At 61.5% G+C, this 15,667-nt stretch carries 12 protein-coding genes and 1 pseudogene; 12 read left to right on the top strand and 1 reads right to left on the bottom strand.

Translation table 11 applies throughout. The features are described from left to right. From AB9K34_RS06100 to AB9K34_RS06065, 8 genes and pseudogenes are all read left to right on the top strand, one after another. A pseudogene (locus AB9K34_RS06100) lies at nt 1-136 on the top strand (IS481 family transposase); the annotation flags it as partial. A 469-nt stretch (nt 137-605) separates the two neighbouring features. Then, the gene (gene clpB / locus AB9K34_RS06095) at nt 606-3,224 is read left to right on the top strand and encodes an ATP-dependent chaperone ClpB (RefSeq protein WP_369953525.1); all 2,619 of its coding nucleotides are present in this window, start codon (nt 606-608) and stop codon (nt 3,222-3,224) included. Nucleotides 3,225-3,536: 312 nt separating this feature from the next. Next, complete coding sequence (locus AB9K34_RS06090; protein ID WP_369953524.1) at nt 3,537-4,223, top strand: response regulator transcription factor; 687 nt, start codon at nt 3,537-3,539, stop codon at nt 4,221-4,223. 284 nt (nt 4,224-4,507) lie between these two features. Beyond that, nucleotides 4,508-5,296, top strand: coding sequence for an exodeoxyribonuclease III (locus AB9K34_RS06085; RefSeq protein ID WP_369953523.1), 789 nt, complete (start codon nt 4,508-4,510; stop codon nt 5,294-5,296). Nucleotides 5,297-5,380: 84 nt separating this feature from the next. Next, nucleotides 5,381-6,295, top strand: a complete 915-nt coding sequence (gene trxA, locus AB9K34_RS06080; RefSeq protein WP_369953522.1) for a thioredoxin — start codon at nt 5,381-5,383, stop codon at nt 6,293-6,295. 27 nt (nt 6,296-6,322) lie between these two features. Next, nucleotides 6,323-6,967, top strand: coding sequence for an LON peptidase substrate-binding domain-containing protein (locus tag AB9K34_RS06075; protein ID WP_369953521.1), 645 nt, complete (start codon nt 6,323-6,325; stop codon nt 6,965-6,967). After that, nucleotides 6,964-7,149: a Trm112 family protein gene (locus AB9K34_RS06070; RefSeq protein WP_369953520.1), complete on the top strand. Its 186-nt coding sequence runs from the start codon at nt 6,964-6,966 to the stop codon at nt 7,147-7,149. Before AB9K34_RS06075 ends, AB9K34_RS06070 begins: the two co-directional genes overlap by 4 nt. 67 nt (nt 7,150-7,216) lie before the next feature. Then, complete coding sequence (locus AB9K34_RS06065; protein WP_369953519.1) at nt 7,217-7,414, top strand: hypothetical protein; 198 nt, start codon at nt 7,217-7,219, stop codon at nt 7,412-7,414. 12 nt (nt 7,415-7,426) lie between these two features. Here the strand turns inward: AB9K34_RS06065 and AB9K34_RS06060 are convergent, their stop codons facing one another. Continuing rightward, nucleotides 7,427-8,689, bottom strand: coding sequence for a UbiH/UbiF/VisC/COQ6 family ubiquinone biosynthesis hydroxylase (locus tag AB9K34_RS06060; protein ID WP_369953518.1), 1,263 nt, complete (start codon nt 8,687-8,689; stop codon nt 7,427-7,429). Between the two features lie 48 nt (nt 8,690-8,737). On the opposite strand from AB9K34_RS06060, the gene AB9K34_RS06055 reads away from it, so the two are divergent. From AB9K34_RS06055 to AB9K34_RS06040, 4 genes are all read left to right on the top strand, one after another. Then, nucleotides 8,738-10,066, top strand: a complete 1,329-nt coding sequence (locus AB9K34_RS06055) for an amidase (protein ID WP_369953517.1) — start codon at nt 8,738-8,740, stop codon at nt 10,064-10,066. A 106-nt stretch (nt 10,067-10,172) separates the two neighbouring features. Then, a complete protein-coding gene (locus AB9K34_RS06050) occupies nt 10,173-11,354 on the top strand; it encodes an aminotransferase class I/II-fold pyridoxal phosphate-dependent enzyme (protein ID WP_369953516.1) in 1,182 nt (393 codons plus the stop codon). A 13-nt stretch (nt 11,355-11,367) separates the two neighbouring features. Next, complete coding sequence (locus AB9K34_RS06045) at nt 11,368-14,280, top strand: DNA translocase FtsK 4TM domain-containing protein (protein ID WP_369953515.1); 2,913 nt, start codon at nt 11,368-11,370, stop codon at nt 14,278-14,280. Between the two features lie 78 nt (nt 14,281-14,358). Next, nucleotides 14,359-15,651: a type I secretion protein gene (locus AB9K34_RS06040; protein WP_369953514.1), complete on the top strand. Its 1,293-nt coding sequence runs from the start codon at nt 14,359-14,361 to the stop codon at nt 15,649-15,651. Nucleotides 15,652-15,667: the final 16 nt, after the last annotated feature.

The raw sequence follows: 15,667 nt of genomic DNA, 5'->3' as shown, positions 1-15,667 counted from the left end.
AGCATACAACTTCGCGCGACGGCTCAAGACCCTCAACGGGCTCACACCTTACGAGTACATCTGCAAGATCTGGACTTCAGAGCCGGACAGATTCATCTTGAACCCGATCCACCAAATGCCGGGACTGAACACATAGGGTCCCAGTTCATCGTGGGGTCGAACCAGATCGTCAGCAAGCCACGGCGTTTCAGGGCTTCGTTGTAGGCCGGACGCTTTAAACATACCGGAGCACCACTTCAGTGGGGAAAGACCACTGGTGTGATCCACGTCTTCGACGGTCAGGTAAAGCTGATAGGCATGGTCTCGACCTTGCCGCAATATTCGGTGTACCTCGTTGTATTGGGCCCGGTTCGTCACACGGGACTTTGCCTGCGCAAACTTATCCCGCCACGACGCGTTGAATTTGAAAGGCATCCCAGCATCCCGCAGTCAAATCGAAGGACCAGCCACGCAACGGTAACGATTTGTGCAACATGCTTACAGAAAAGCCATCCTCCGGGGGTTGAACGTGGCGGTCTGCTCCCCAGATTGAATGCGAGGCCCATCGGGTGCGTGCCGCCAAGCGGGCGCAATCCAGTTCAGGGCGCTTGTAAAAGGAGAGAAAGATGGACTTGAACAAGTTCACCGAGCGTGCACGCGGCTTCGTGCAGGCGGCGCAGACGATCGCGTTGCGTGAGGGGCATCAGAGGCTCGCCCCCGAACATATCCTGAAGGCATTGATGGACGACGACCAGGGTCTGGCCAGCAACCTGATCAGCCGATCCGGGGGCAATCCAGGCCGGGTGGTTGAAGCGGTCGATCTGGCGGTGTCCAGGATCCCGCAGGTCAGCGGTGACGCCGGACAGATCTACATGGACAGCAGCACCGGCAAGGTTCTTGCCGAAGCGGAGGCGATCGCGACCAAGGCGGGGGACAGTTTTGTTCCCGTCGAACGGCTTCTTATGGCGCTGTGCATGGTCAAATCCAAGGCCAAGGATGCCCTGGATGCCGGTGACGTGACCGCACAAAAGCTCAACGAGGCGATCAACGACATCCGCAAGGGCCGTACCGCAGACAGCGCCACGGCCGAAGAAGGCTATGACGCGCTCAAGAAATATGCGCGGGATCTCACCGAAGCGGCGCGTGCGGGCAAGATCGACCCGATCATCGGGCGCGACGAGGAAATCCGCCGTGCGATGCAGGTTCTGAGCCGGCGCACCAAGAACAACCCGGTGCTGATCGGTGAACCCGGCGTGGGCAAGACCGCGATTGCCGAGGGCATGGCGCTGCGCATCATAAACGGCGATGTGCCGGAATCCCTGCGAGACAAGAAGCTGTTGGCGCTGGATATGGGTGCGCTGATTGCCGGCGCAAAATATCGCGGTGAGTTCGAGGAGCGGCTCAAGGCGGTCCTGACCGAAGTGACCGAGGCCGCGGGTGAGATCATCCTGTTCATTGACGAGATGCACACGCTGGTCGGTGCCGGTAAAACCGATGGCGCGATGGATGCGGCCAACCTGATCAAGCCGGCGCTTGCGCGGGGTGAGTTGCATTGTATCGGTGCGACCACGCTCGACGAGTATCGCAAGTATGTCGAGAAAGACGCAGCACTTGCCCGGCGGTTCCAGCCCGTTATGGTGCAGGAACCCACGGTCGAGGACACGATCAGCATCCTGCGTGGCATCAAGGAAAAATATGAAGTCCACCACGGGGTCGACATTTCCGACGCCGCGCTGGTGGCGGCCGCAACCCTGAGCAACCGCTATATCACGGATCGTTTCCTGCCCGACAAGGCGATCGACCTTGTGGACGAGGCCGCGAGCCGGTTGCGTATGGAGGTGGATTCCAAGCCCGAGGAACTCGATCAGCTGGATCGCCAGATCCTGCAAATGCAGATCGAGGAAGAGGCGCTGAAGCTGGAAGACGACGTTGCCAGCAAGGATCGGCTGGAAACCCTGCAAAAGGACCTTGCCGACCTTCAGGAGAAATCCGCCGAATTGACTGCCCAGTGGCAGGCGGAACGCGACAAGCTGGCCGGCGCGCGCGACCTCAAGGAACAGCTGGATCAGGCTCGTGCCGAACTGGATATCGCCAAGCGCGAGGGCAACCTGGCCAAGGCGGGTGAATTGTCTTACGGCGTCATTCCCGAGCTTGAGAAAAAGCTGCAACAGGCCGAGGAATCCGAGGCCAGCGGCGTTATGGTCGAGGAAAAGGTGCGCCCGGAACAAATCGCTTCGGTGGTCGAACGCTGGACGGGCATCCCGGTCAACAAGATGCTGGAAGGCGAGCGCGAAAAGCTGCTGCGCATGGAAGATGGCCTGCACAAGCGGGTGATCGGTCAGGATACCGCCGTGCGCGCGGTTTCCAATGCGGTGCGCCGTGCGCGGGCCGGATTGCAGGATGAGAACCGCCCGCTGGGCAGTTTCCTGTTTCTCGGGCCGACCGGTGTGGGTAAGACCGAACTGACCAAGGCGCTGGCCGAATTCCTGTTCGACGATGACGGCGCGATGGTGCGTATCGACATGTCAGAGTTCATGGAAAAGCACAGCGTTGCCCGTCTGATCGGTGCGCCTCCGGGCTATGTCGGATATGACGAGGGCGGGGTGCTGACCGAAGCGGTGCGGCGACGTCCCTATCAGGTGGTTCTGTTCGACGAGGTCGAAAAGGCGCATCCGGATGTGTTCAACGTGCTGTTGCAGGTGCTTGACGACGGTGTGCTGACCGATGGGCAAGGTCGGACGGTCGATTTCAAGCAGACGCTGATCATCCTGACCTCGAACCTCGGAGCGCAGGCGCTGAGCCAGTTGCCCGAACATGCCGATGCATCCGAGGCCAAGCGTGACGTGATGGACGCGGTGCGGGCGCATTTCCGGCCCGAGTTCCTGAACCGTCTGGATGAAACCATCATCTTTGACCGCCTGAACCGTGCGAACATGGACGGCATCGTCGATATCCAGCTGGCACGGCTTGAAAAGCGTCTGGCCGGTCGCAAGATCGACCTGAAACTGGACGACTCGGCACGCAAGTGGCTGGCGGACGAGGGGTATGACCCGGTGTTCGGCGCGCGCCCGCTGAAGCGGGTGATCCAGCGGGCCTTGCAGAACCCGCTGGCCGAGGCCCTGCTGGCCGGGGATATACGCGATGGCGATACTGTTCCGGTGACGGCCGGTCCCGATGGATTGATCATCGGCGAGCGGTTGGGCACGTCCGATCGCCCGAGACCGGATGATGTCGTCGTTCATTGACATGAAAGCACTTGCGGGCCCCGGAGCATTTCCGGGGCCCGTCCTTTTTCGCGATACCAGTCGGGCCGGAACGCAACGTCGCCGGCGCGGTCACCGTGGACTGTCGGATTGTGAAACATTTCCGCGATACGGGACACGTCACCGTGAAAAATTGCAGCAATCCTTGCCGCCTCACGCTTCTGCACACATCTGTGATCGGAAACGGACGTCAGGCCCGGCACTCTGCCGCCGCGATCACGAACCGCAGCTTGCGGAACGTTTGCGGGCTGGTATGCGGGGCCGCCGACCAATGTCAGACAGGAGAATTGCGCGATGCCACAACTCAAGAAGATCCTTCTGGTGGATGATGATGACGATCTGCGTGAGGCGCTGAGCGAACAATTGCTCCTCACCGAGGATTTCGACGTGTTCGAAGCCGGAGACGGCCAGGGCGCGATGGAGCGCAGCAAGGAAGCCCTCTATGATCTGATCATTCTGGACGTGGGGCTGCCCGATACCGACGGGCGCGAATTGTGCCGCCTCATGCGCAAGCAGGGGGTCAAATCGCCAATCCTGATGCTGACCGGTCACGACAGCGATGCGGATACGATCCTGGGTCTGGATGCGGGCGCAAACGATTATGTCAGCAAGCCGTTCAAGTTTCCGGTTCTGCTGGCGCGGATCCGGGCGCAGCTGCGTCAGCACGAGCAATCGGAAGACGCGGTATTCCAGCTTGGGCCCTATACGTTCAAGCCGTCGATGAAGATGCTGATCACCGAGGACGACCGCAAGATTCGGTTGACCGAAAAGGAAACCAGCATTCTCAAGTTTCTTTACCGCTCGACCGACGGCGTGGTCGCGCGTGAGGTCCTTCTGCACGAGGTCTGGGGCTATAATGCGGGTGTGACGACCCACACGCTCGAGACCCACATCTATCGCCTGCGCCAGAAGATCGAGCCGGATCCGTCGAATGCACGCCTGCTTGTAACGGAATCAGGCGGGTATCGGCTTGTTGCGTGACATGAAATATTTACATATTCCGTGCTACACGCTATAGTTGAAATGATTGTTGCGGCTCACAGACACCACGCCTCTGCGCCGCTATGGTCAGAGCATCCCGTGTATGTCCGGGTATTGACATGCAACCTCCCTGTTGGACTGGGCCGGGTTTTGCACCCGGCCTTTTTTTGTGCGAAGGCGCGACCCGTTTGGCATCGCGTTGCAGCGGTCTGTGCACTTCGCGCTGGCCTCTTCCGGGCGCCGCGCATAGATTTGCGCAAATTTACGAGGATCGGATCACGCACATGAGCTTTTCGCTGGCCACATGGAACATCAACTCGGTTCGGCTGCGCGAACCCATTGTGCTCAAGCTGTTGCAGGAAGAGGCGCCGGATGTGCTGTGTTTGCAGGAATGCAAATCGCCGGTGGACAAGATCCCGACCGAGGGCTTCGCCGCACTCGGGTATACCCACATGATTGCGCGCGGGCAAAAGGGGTATAACGGCGTCGCGATCCTCTCTCGCCTGCCTCTGCGCGAGGTCGGAGACAGGGACTTTGCCGGTCTTGGCCATGCTCGCCACATTGCCGCACAGTTGGAAAACGGCGTGACGATCCACAACTTCTATGTGCCAGCCGGTGGCGATGTGCCGGATCGCGAACAGAACGAGAAGTTCGGCCAGAAACTCGACTACCTGACCGAAATGCGCGATTGGTTCCACTCGGAAAAGCCGGCGAAATCCATTCTCGTCGGCGATCTGAATATCGCGCCGCGCGAGGATGACGTCTGGAGCCATAAACAGTTGCTGAAGGTGGTCAGCCACACGCCGATTGAAGTCGAACATCTGGCGCAGACGCAGGACGCGGGCGGATGGGTGGATATCACGCGTCAGGACATCCCGGACGGGCAATTGTACAGTTGGTGGTCATACCGCGCGCGTGACTGGTCCGCGGCAGACAAGGGGCGACGTCTCGATCATGTGTGGGCGACGCCGGACATTTCATCCGCAGGACACTCAAGCCGCATCCTGCGCGACGCGCGCGGTTGGGACAAGCCAAGCGATCACGCGCCGGTCTTTGCCAGGTTCGACCTTTAGATATGTGACATTTTACAACTGTCCCCCTTGGTTTCCGGGGCAGCAGATTTCATATAGGGGGCCAAGCTCCAAGGAGATTACGACATGCTCGAACTATCGACCGGTGCCGAGGCGCCTGCGGACCTGATCAAGGACACCACCGAGGCCAGTTTTATGGCGGATGTGGTCGAAACATCTCAAACCATCCCTGTTATCGTCGATTTCTGGGCGCCGTGGTGCGGCCCGTGCAAGACGCTTGGCCCGACGCTGGAAAAAGCGGTGATCGCGGCCAAGGGTGCGGTCAAGATGGTCAAGGTCAATGTCGACGAAGCCCAGATGATCGCGGGCCAGTTGCAGATTCAGTCGATTCCGACAGTATACGCGTTTTTCAAGGGCCAGCCGATCGACGGCTTTCAGGGCGCGCAGCCCGAGTCCGAGATCAAGGCATTCATCGACCGGGTGGTGTCGGCGAGCGGCGGCGAGTCGCCGGGCGAGACGCTGAATGCGGCCGTCGAGGCTGCCGAGGAAATGCTCGCCGATGGCGCCGCAGTTGACGCGGCCCAGACATTTGCCGCCATCCTCGCCGAAGACCCGAACAATGCGGGCGCTTACGGTGGCATGGTGCGGGCGCATATCGCGATGGGCGATATCGACCAGGCCGAGGCGATCCTGAACGGCGCACCCGCCGAAATCTCCAGCAGCGCCGAGCTTGAGGCCGCCCACGCCCAGATCGAACTGGCGCGGCAGGCGGCGAATGCGGGCCCGATCTCGGATCTGACCGCTGCGGTCGAGGCCGATCCCGAGAATTTGCAGGCCCGTTTTGATCTCGCGCTCGCGCTTCACGCCAGCGGTGATGTTCAGCAGGCCGTTGATTTGCTGCTCGAGATCTTCCGCAAGGATCGCGAGTGGAACGACGGGGCCGCCAAGACCCAGCTCTTTACCATTTTCGATGCGCTCAAGCCCAACGATCCGGTGGTTCTGAACGGGCGGCGCAAACTCAGCTCGATGATATTTGCCTAACGCCGCAACAAGGCTACACTCATCAGCATGTTGAAATCCGCAGACCTGCCGGACACCATCGCCGTGTTCCCGCTTCCCGGGGCGCTTTTGCTGCCCCGGTCGCGGCTGCCCCTGCATATTTTCGAGCCGCGCTATCTGCAAATGCTCGAAGATACGTTGAAAACACCGCAGCGGCTGATCGGCATGGTGCAGCCCAATCCGTTCCCCGGATCGGAAACCGCGGTGCATCGCATCGGTTGTGCGGGGAGGGTGACCCAGTTTTCCGAAACGGAGGACGGGCGGTACATGATCACGTTGACCGGAGTTTCGCGTTTCCGAACCCGACAGGAGAGCGACAGTTTCTGCCCCTATCGCCGGTTCGAGATTGACTGGGAAGGGTTCGATCGGGATCTCGGACCGACCGAGACGGATGGCGGGTTCGATCGCGGCCGGTTTCTCGGTCTGCTCGACCGGTATTTTTCGACGCAACAGCTGTCGACCGATTGGGATACGATCAAGGAGGCCGACGATGAGTTGTTGATCAACTCGTTATCGATGTTGCTGAATTTTTCACCGGAAGAGAAGCAGGCGCTGCTTGAGGCGCCGAGCCTGGAAACCCGTCGTGAAACCTTGATCACCTTGATCGAGTATGCCCTGCGCGGCGGTGGCGCACATGAGGAACCGTTGCAATGACAGATACTGAAACCGGGTTTGACCGGCGCATGCTCGAAGCGCTGATTTGTCCGCAGACCCAGACGACCCTGCGCTATGATGCGCAAAGGCAGGAGTTGATATCGAAATCCGCCGGTCTCGCCTTTCCGATCCGCAACGGGATTCCGATCATGTTGGTCGACGAGGCGCGCACACTGGAGTGATTGACGGCCTTAACCGGGTCTTAGAACTCCTCTGGCTAGTCTGTCCGCGCAGCATAGGGGACGCCAGATGACGATGACTTACCAACCTGCGAAAGAACTCGATTATATCCGCGCAGAGCTTGTGCGCCTGAAAGCGCGTGAAAAGTCCCTGCGCGCGATATTGACGGCGCGACCGGGTCCGCACGGTATCGGGGACGACGCAACCGAACGTCAATTGCGCGATGCGTTCCGGCAGCCGGGACTGTTTGCGCGTAGGGCATCCTGACCCGAAATACGATCAGATCGGTTTGCCCTGCATGAGTCGGGGCAACTCGCCGGTCAGACCCGCCGCCTCGCGGATAAGGCCGCGCCGCAGCCCGGGCACCGCATTGACCAGCCCCATGCCAAGATCGCGGCCAACGCGCAGCAGGGCATTGTCGTTCGAGAACAGCCGGTTGAACGCATCTGTCGCGAGTGCGAGTGTCGTGGCGTCAAATCGCCGCCACCGCTGGTACCGTTCGAGAACCGTGGACGCGCCGATATCTTCGCCGCGCCGCGCTGCCAGCGTCAGTGTCTCGGCCAACGCCCCCACGTCGCGCAGACCCGCATTCAGGCCCTGCCCCGCGATGGGGTGCACCCCATGCGCGGCGTCGCCGATCAGGGCAAGGCGCGCATCGATGAAACGGTTTGCGAGGGTCAGGTTCAGCGGATAGGTAAAGCGCCCGCCGGCCAGCGAGATCTCGCCGAGAAAGCCGCCAAATCGCGGTCGAAGCGCCGCGAGATAGCCCTCGTCATCCAGGGTATTGATCCGTCGTGCCTGATCTGTGCTTTCGCTCCAGACAATCGAACAGCGGTTCCCGGTCAGCGGCAGGATGGCAAGCGGTCCCGGCGGCATGAAAAACTGGTGGGCGATGCCATTGTGGGGCTTTTCATGGGCAATCGCGCAGACCAGAGCGGTCTGCCCGTACTCCCATCCGGTGCGCCTGATCCCGGCGCGCGCGGCGGTGCCGCTGTTGCGGCCATCCGACCCGACCAGAACCCGTCCGCAGACCTGGCGGCCATCGTCAAGCGTGACCGACACGCGCGACACATCGACGTCCTGTGCCACGGCGCGGCGGCCGTTGACCTGCGTGATCCCTGGCGTCGTATCCATCGCCGCCTGAAACGCTGCGCGTAGGTGGCGGTCTTCGACCATGTAGCCCATCGGCCCTTCTTCGATTTCGGCATGGTCGAAATGCATGAAGAACGGCGAAGGACCATGCCCCGCATGGCCATCCGTGACCTTGATTTCCAGCATCGGCTGGGCGTCTGCGGCGACCCGGTTCCAGATATCTATCCCCTGCAAAAGGCGTTGCGAGGTCAGTGCCAGCGCATAGCTGCGCCCGTCAAACTCCGCATCCGTCCGGGTTTCGGCCGGCAAGGCGTCGATGATCGTAACGGTCTGGCCGGTACGCGCCAGCGCCAGCGCCAGCGCCGGCCCGTTCAGGCCGCCGCCCACGATGATGATATCGGTGTCCATATCCATGATGCGCAATATGACCTTGCGAACGGGATTGTCCATGCGCGGTGCTGTCGCTAGGGTCGCCGGGGCAATCTTGGAGAGCGCGGCATGCAGGACTGGTTGACACAAAGTGCGGGCGATCTGGGGCGCGGCATTGCCGCAGGTGACATCGATCCGGTGACGCTGACCCAGACCTACCTCGATGCGATCGATGCGCATCCGCTGCGTGACCGGATTTTCGCACGCGTGACCCGTGATCGCGCCTTGTCCGAGGCCCACGCGGCGCGGGAGCGGGCCGAGGCCGGACGTCGGCTCTCGCCGCTGGACGGGGTGCCGATCAGTTGGAAAGACCTGTTTGACAGTGCGGGCACGGCGACCGAGTCGGGTTCCGCCCTGTTGAAAGACCGGGTGCCGACGGCCGATTGCGATGTGCTGCGCAATGCCACCGCGATGGGAACGATCTGTCTGGGCAAGACTCATATGAGCGAACTGGCCTTTTCCGGTCTCGGCTATAACCCGGTGACCGCAACGCCGCCGTGCGTAAATGACAAAAGCGCGGTTCCGGGCGGCTCGTCCTCGGGTGCCGGTGCGTCGGTCGCGTTTGGCCTGTCGGCAATCGGCATCGGCTCTGATACCGGCGGCTCGGTCCGGATTCCTGCTGCTTGGAATGACCTCGTGGGGCTGAAAACCACGTCGGGACGCGTCAGCCTGTCGGGGGTTGTGCCTCTGTGTCTCGAGTTCGACACGGTCGGCCCGCTTTGCCGCACGGTCGAGGATGCGGCGCTGATGCTTGCGGCGTTGGAAGCGGGGCCGGCGGCGGATCTGAGGGGGGCGTCGCTTGCGGGGCGGCGGCTTGGCCTGCTTCAGACCGTGGCGCTGGATGATGTGCGCGATGCGCCCCGTGCCGCCTATGACGACGCCGTCAACCGCCTGAGCCGGGCGGGAGCCGAGGTCGAGCCGGTTTCCGTGCCCGAACTCACCGACGCCATGGCGCTGAGCGGCGTGCTTTATACCGCCGAAGCCTATGGGCTCTGGCGGGATGTGATCGAGGCGAATCCGGACCTGATGTATGATCAAATCCGCGACCGGTTCAGGGCTGGCGCGAATTTTTCGGGCCCGGATTATGTTGCCGCATGGGCAAAGCTGCGCGAAGCGCGCGCCGCGTGGCATGCGCGGACCGCTGGCTATGATGCCATTCTTTGCCCCACAGCGCCGATTCTGCCGCCAAATCTGGACCGATTGCTGTCTGACTCCGAATATTACGTCACCGAGAATCTGCTGAGCCTGCGCAACACGCGGATCGGAAACCTGATGGGGCTCTGTGCGCTGACCCTGCCGACCGCGAGGCCAAGCTGCGGCATTTCGCTGATGGGTGCGCCGAACGGAGAAGAGGCACTCTTGCGGCTGGGCGCGGCCGCCGAGGCGGCGTTGGCCTGAAAGCCACAAATCCGGTTTCCGGGCACCCTTTGTCTGGACGGAACGGCACCGCGTCTGTAATCTGTTGCCCAACGGGACGCCAATGATCCCGACCTGAGGCAACAACATGAATCTTCCCGAGCGGTTTTCGAACCTACCGGAATATGCATTTCCGCGTTTGCGCGCGCTACTGGACGTTCACGCGCCCGGGGGCGATGTCGTCCACATGACGATAGGAGAGCCGAAACACCCGTTTCCGCAATGGGTTACGGATGTCATCGTCGAGAATGCCGCCGGCTTTAACTCTTATCCCGCGAATGACGGGGATGAGGCGCTGCGGGGCGCGATCGCGGATTGGATCGCCCGCCGCTATGGCGTGACGATTGCAGCCGACCGGCAGGTGATGGCCCTGAACGGCACCCGCGAAGGGCTCTACAACGCGGCGATGGCGCTATGCCCCGAGCGCAAGAATGGCCAGAAGCCGGCGATCCTGACGCCGAACCCGTTCTATCAGGTCTACATGGTCGCGGCGATCTCGGTCGGGGCGGATCCCGTCTTTGTGCCCGCGACCGCAGCGACCGGACATTTGCCGGATTATGCCTCGGTCGGCGCCGACATGTTGAACCGAACGGCCATCGTCTATGTCTGTTCACCGGCCAACCCGCAGGGCGCGGTTGCCAGCCGGGATTACTGGGCGAATCTGATTTCGCTTGCCGAGCAGTATGACTTCCGGATTTTTGCGGACGAATGTTACTCCGAGATCTACCGTTATACGCCACCGCCTGGCGCCTTGCAGGTTGCGCATGAAATGGGCGCGGACCCCGAGCGGGTGACGATCTTTCATTCCCTGTCCAAACGCTCCAACCTGCCCGGTCTTCGCTCTGGTTTTGTCGCGGGCGGCCCCGAGAACATCGCACAGATCAGGCTGCTGCGCAGCTATGCGGGGGCGCCGCTGCCGGGTCCGTTGCAAGCCGCCGCCGCTGCCGCCTGGGCGGACGAGGCGCATGTGGTGGAAAACCGGGCGCTTTATCAGGAGAAATTTGCGGTTGCCGATGACGTCCTTGGCGGCGTTCAGGGCTATATGCCGCCCGAGGCAGGGTTTTTCCTCTGGTTGCCGGTCGAGAATGGCGAAGATGCGGCGCTGAAGCTCTGGAAGGAAACCGGGGTGCGCGTGCTTCCAGGGGCGTATCTTGCGCAGGGAAAACCGGGTGACAATCCCGGTGAAGGTTACATCCGGGTCGCGATGGTGGCCCCAAAAGACGACACGCAGGGCGGGCTGATCAAGCTGCGCGACTGCTTGTACAGGTAGATCGAGGGTAGTTATGGCATATCACACACGCAGTCGGGATCCTTTGCTGGACAGCAACATGCAGGCCGCAATCGAAAAACGCGGCAAGGAATTGCTGGGGATTGTGCTGATCTGTCTGGGTCTCGCGGCTGCGGCGATGATCGCCTCGTACACGCCGGACGACCCCAACTGGATGGTATCGACCGACGCACCGGTTCAGAACTGGCTCGGATCCTTCGGCGCCTCGATCGCGGCGCCTCTCTTCATGATCGTTGGTTGGGGAAGCTGGGGGATTGCGCTGGTTTGCCTGGTCTGGGGTGCGCGCTTTGCGTTTCATTCGGGCGAGGAGCGGGCCGTCAGCCGTGCGATCTTTGCCCCGATTGCCATCGCGCTTGCCTCGATCTACGCCGCGACGCTGGTGCCCGGCGCGGAATGGCGCGCAACCCACAGCTTCGGGCTGGGCGGGTTGTTCGGCGATACTGTGATGGGTCTGCTGCTGACCTTGCTGCCCATCGGATCGCATCTCGCGCTCAAGCTGATGTCTTTCTTGACGGCAATTTGCATGGTGTCGCTGGCCGCCTATGTGCTTGGGTTCACCCGTGCCGAGTTGGGACGGGGCCTGCGCCTGTCGCTCTATGGGTTGATCATGGGCTATAGCTGGCTGCGCTCGGCGCTTGGACGTGGCGCGGTTTCCGCCGCCGGTGCGGCGCGTGAACGGGCCGCGCAGTTTGCAGAGCGCCGCATCGCGCGCGCGGATGCCGACTATGATGACGACGCCTTCACCATCCGCCGGGTCGCCGATGATCCGGAACTCGATATGGGGGATGACGATGACGACGCGCCGGAAGAGCGTGGCGGTTTCCTGTCGCGCATGCCGTCGTTGATCCGCCGGGCCGATCCGATGCCGCAATCCGAACTGGTCGAGGCCCCGGAGGAAATCGATGTCTATGGCGACATGCCGGGCGACGACCGTATCCGCGCCAAGATAGCCGATGCCGTCCGCTCGCGGCTCCGCCCTGGCGAACCGAAACCCGATCCGACCCGCCCGTTGACCAAGGGGCGGGGGCGTGGTCCGGATCCGCTGTTGCTGGATACGTCGCGTTCGACCGGTTTGCGTGCCGAACCGCCGCTGACCGCTGCTCAGGCGGAATTGCCGCCCGAACCCATGCTGCGCGCGCCTGCCGGGCGGGACATGCCACGGCGCGAACCGGAAATGATCGACCCGGCGATGTTTGAGCCCGAGGACGCGGTGATCGAAGCCGATGATCCGGACGAAATCCTGCCATTGGCCGCGCCGCCGGAACCCGAGCTTCCGACGATACCGGTTGCCGAGCCCCGCAAGGTCGTTCTGAACCCGCTGCGCAAGGCCCCTGCGCCGTCGCGCCGGGCGCAGGCCGAAGCCCAGCCCGCGCTGGCCTTTGAGGACAAGGGACCGGAATTTGAAATTCCGCCGCTCAACCTGTTGGCCGACCCCTCCAATATCAAGCGTCATCACCTGAGCGACGAGGCGCTCGAGGAAAACGCGCGGATGCTGGAAAACGTGCTGGACGATTACGGCGTCAAGGGCGAGATCGTCAGCGTGCGCCCCGGTCCGGTGGTGACGATGTATGAACTTGAGCCGGCACCGGGCCTCAAGGCGAGCCGGGTGATTGGCCTCTCCGACGATATCGCGCGCTCGATGATGGCGCTGTCCGCGCGGGTCAGCACCGTGCCGGGGCGCTCGGTGATCGGGATTGAACTACCCAACGAAAATCGCGAGATGTGTGTCCTTCGCGAGGTTCTCGCCGCGCGCGACTTTGGCGACAGCAACATGCGCCTTCCGCTGGCTCTGGGAAAGGATATCGGCGGGGACCCGGTGGTCGCAAACCTTGCCAAGATGCCTCACCTGTTGATCGCGGGCACAACCGGTTCGGGTAAATCCGTTGCGATCAACACCATGATCCTCAGCCTGTTGTACAAGCTGACACCGGAAGAGTGCCGCCTGATCATGATCGACCCCAAGATGCTGGAATTGTCGGTCTATGATGGAATTCCGCACCTGTTGTCGCCGGTTGTGACCGACCCGAAAAAGGCGGTTGTGGCGCTCAAATGGGTGGTGGGCGAGATGGAGGACCGCTATCGCAAGATGTCCAAGATGGGCGTTCGCAACATCGAGGGCTATAATGGCCGGGTCCGCGACGCGCTGTCCAAGGGCGAAATGTTCAGCCGCACGGTCCAGACGGGCTTTGACGACGAAACGGGTGATCCGATTTTCGAGACCGAAGAGTTCGCACCCGAGGCGATGCCGTTCATAGTCGTGATCGTCGACGAGATGGCGGATTTGATGATGGTCGCGGGCAAGGAGATCGAAGCCTGCATCCAGCGCCTGGCGCAGATGGCACGGGCCTCGGGCATTCACCTGATCATGGCAACGCAACGCCCGTCGGTGGACGTGATCACCGGTACGATCAAGGCGAACTTTCCGACGCGCATCTCGTTTCAGGTCACGTCAAAGATCGACAGCCGCACGATCCTTGGCGAGATGGGCGCAGAGCAGCTCCTTGGCATGGGGGACATGCTCTATATGGCGGGTGGTGCCAAGATTACCCGTTGCCACGGCCCGTTCGTTTCCGACGAAGAGGTGGAGGAGGTTGTCAACCATCTCAAATCCTTTGGCCCGCCCAGCTACATGAGCGGCGTGGTCGAAGGGCCGGACGAAGAGAAAGAGAGCAATATCGACGCGGTTCTGGGTCTGGGTGGCAACACCAATGGCGAGGACGCGCTGTATGACAAGGCGGTGCAGGTGGTGATCCAGGACCGCAAATGCTCGACCAGCTATATCCAGCGCAAACTGGCGATCGGTTACAACAAGGCGGCCCGCCTCGTGGAGCAGATGGAGGAAGAAGGGCTTGTGTCCCCGGCCAATCACGTTGGCAAGCGCGAGATCCTCGTTCCCGAACAATCTTGAGGGGAGGGGTCTGGCAAGTCACGGGGTTCGGCGTTATGTTTCAGGCATTGTTTAATGATTTTTGTGAGGGCTTAAACGATGCCGGTGGTTTCCGACTATACTGCAATTCTTGCATATCTTGACGCCGAAGAACGCCGCTGGAATGCGACCGAGGACCTCGGGTTCCCCGTCTTTGTAACCTATAGTTTCTATACGCCTGAGGACCTGCCGTCGGTGGTCAGCCTGCCTTATTCGGCGACGGCGGTTCATGCCATGTCGAGCGCGCAACAGGACGCCGTCCGTTCCGCGATGTCCGAGTTTGCGGCGGTCGCTGGTATCACGTTCGTGGAAACGACGGGCGAGGCGATGATCAATGCCCATGCGGTCACCGGATCGGCCTATGGAGGCTGGGCGTATTACCCTTATGTGACGGACTATACCTCTTCCAGCGGAGATTACGTGATCGACGTCACCCGCGGTGACAAGTTGTCGGGGAACAATTTCGGGATCCTGTTGCACGAGGTCGGTCATTCGGTCGGGCTGTCCCATACCCATGATGGCGATCTCCGGCTGGCGTCGCATCTCGATGATTTCAGCCAGACCGTCATGTCCTACAATTTCGCGGCGACTCCGACCGACAAACTCGGACCCATGGATGTGCAGGCTCTCAGGCTGATCTATGGCGAATCCGCGGACCTCACCGGCTGGACCTTCGGGTTCAAAGGCGAGGTGTTCAAGATCAAAGGGTCTCATGGCGATGACGAGATCATGGGGGTCGAGGGGAATAACATCCTGTCGGGACGGAACGGCGATGACATCATTGTCGGCCGGGACGGTGACGACAGGATCTATGGCGGCGGCGGCGACGATGTCCTGAAGGGTATGGAGGGTGCCGACTGGTTGTTCGGCATGCGCGGCGATGATCGTCTGATCGGCGGCGTTCAGGACGACAGGCGCTATGCCGATCCGGGCGTTCACAAGCTCTATGGCGGTGCCGGCAACGATGTATTGCTGGGCGGTGACGGCAACGACCTCATGCGCGGCGGTGCCGGACATGACCGTCTGCACGGCGGCTTTGGCCGGGATACACTGGAGGGTGGCAAAGGCACCGATATCCTGACCGGTGGCGGCGATGCCGATGTTTTCCTCTTTCACCCCGGCAGGATCGGCGGCACCGACAAGATCCGCGATTTTGCCTATTATTCCGACACTCTGGATTTCGCGGAGGCGGATCTGTCTCGTGAGGATTTCACGCTCAGAACCCGTGTGGAGGGGAAAAATACACTGCTCAGACTCGATGACGGCGCAGATATCGACTTTGACATCGTGTTCAGAAACACACCGCTCCAGGACGTGAAGACCTATCTCGACAGTTATCACGACTTCGGCTGATCGATCATCTGCGCGC

It is taken from the genome of Sedimentitalea sp. XS_ASV28 (assembly GCF_041224545.1).
In the GTDB taxonomy this organism is placed as follows: Bacteria; Pseudomonadota; Alphaproteobacteria; order Rhodobacterales; family Rhodobacteraceae; genus Sedimentitalea.
This window is presented reverse-complemented; position numbering and strand designations above follow the sequence as displayed.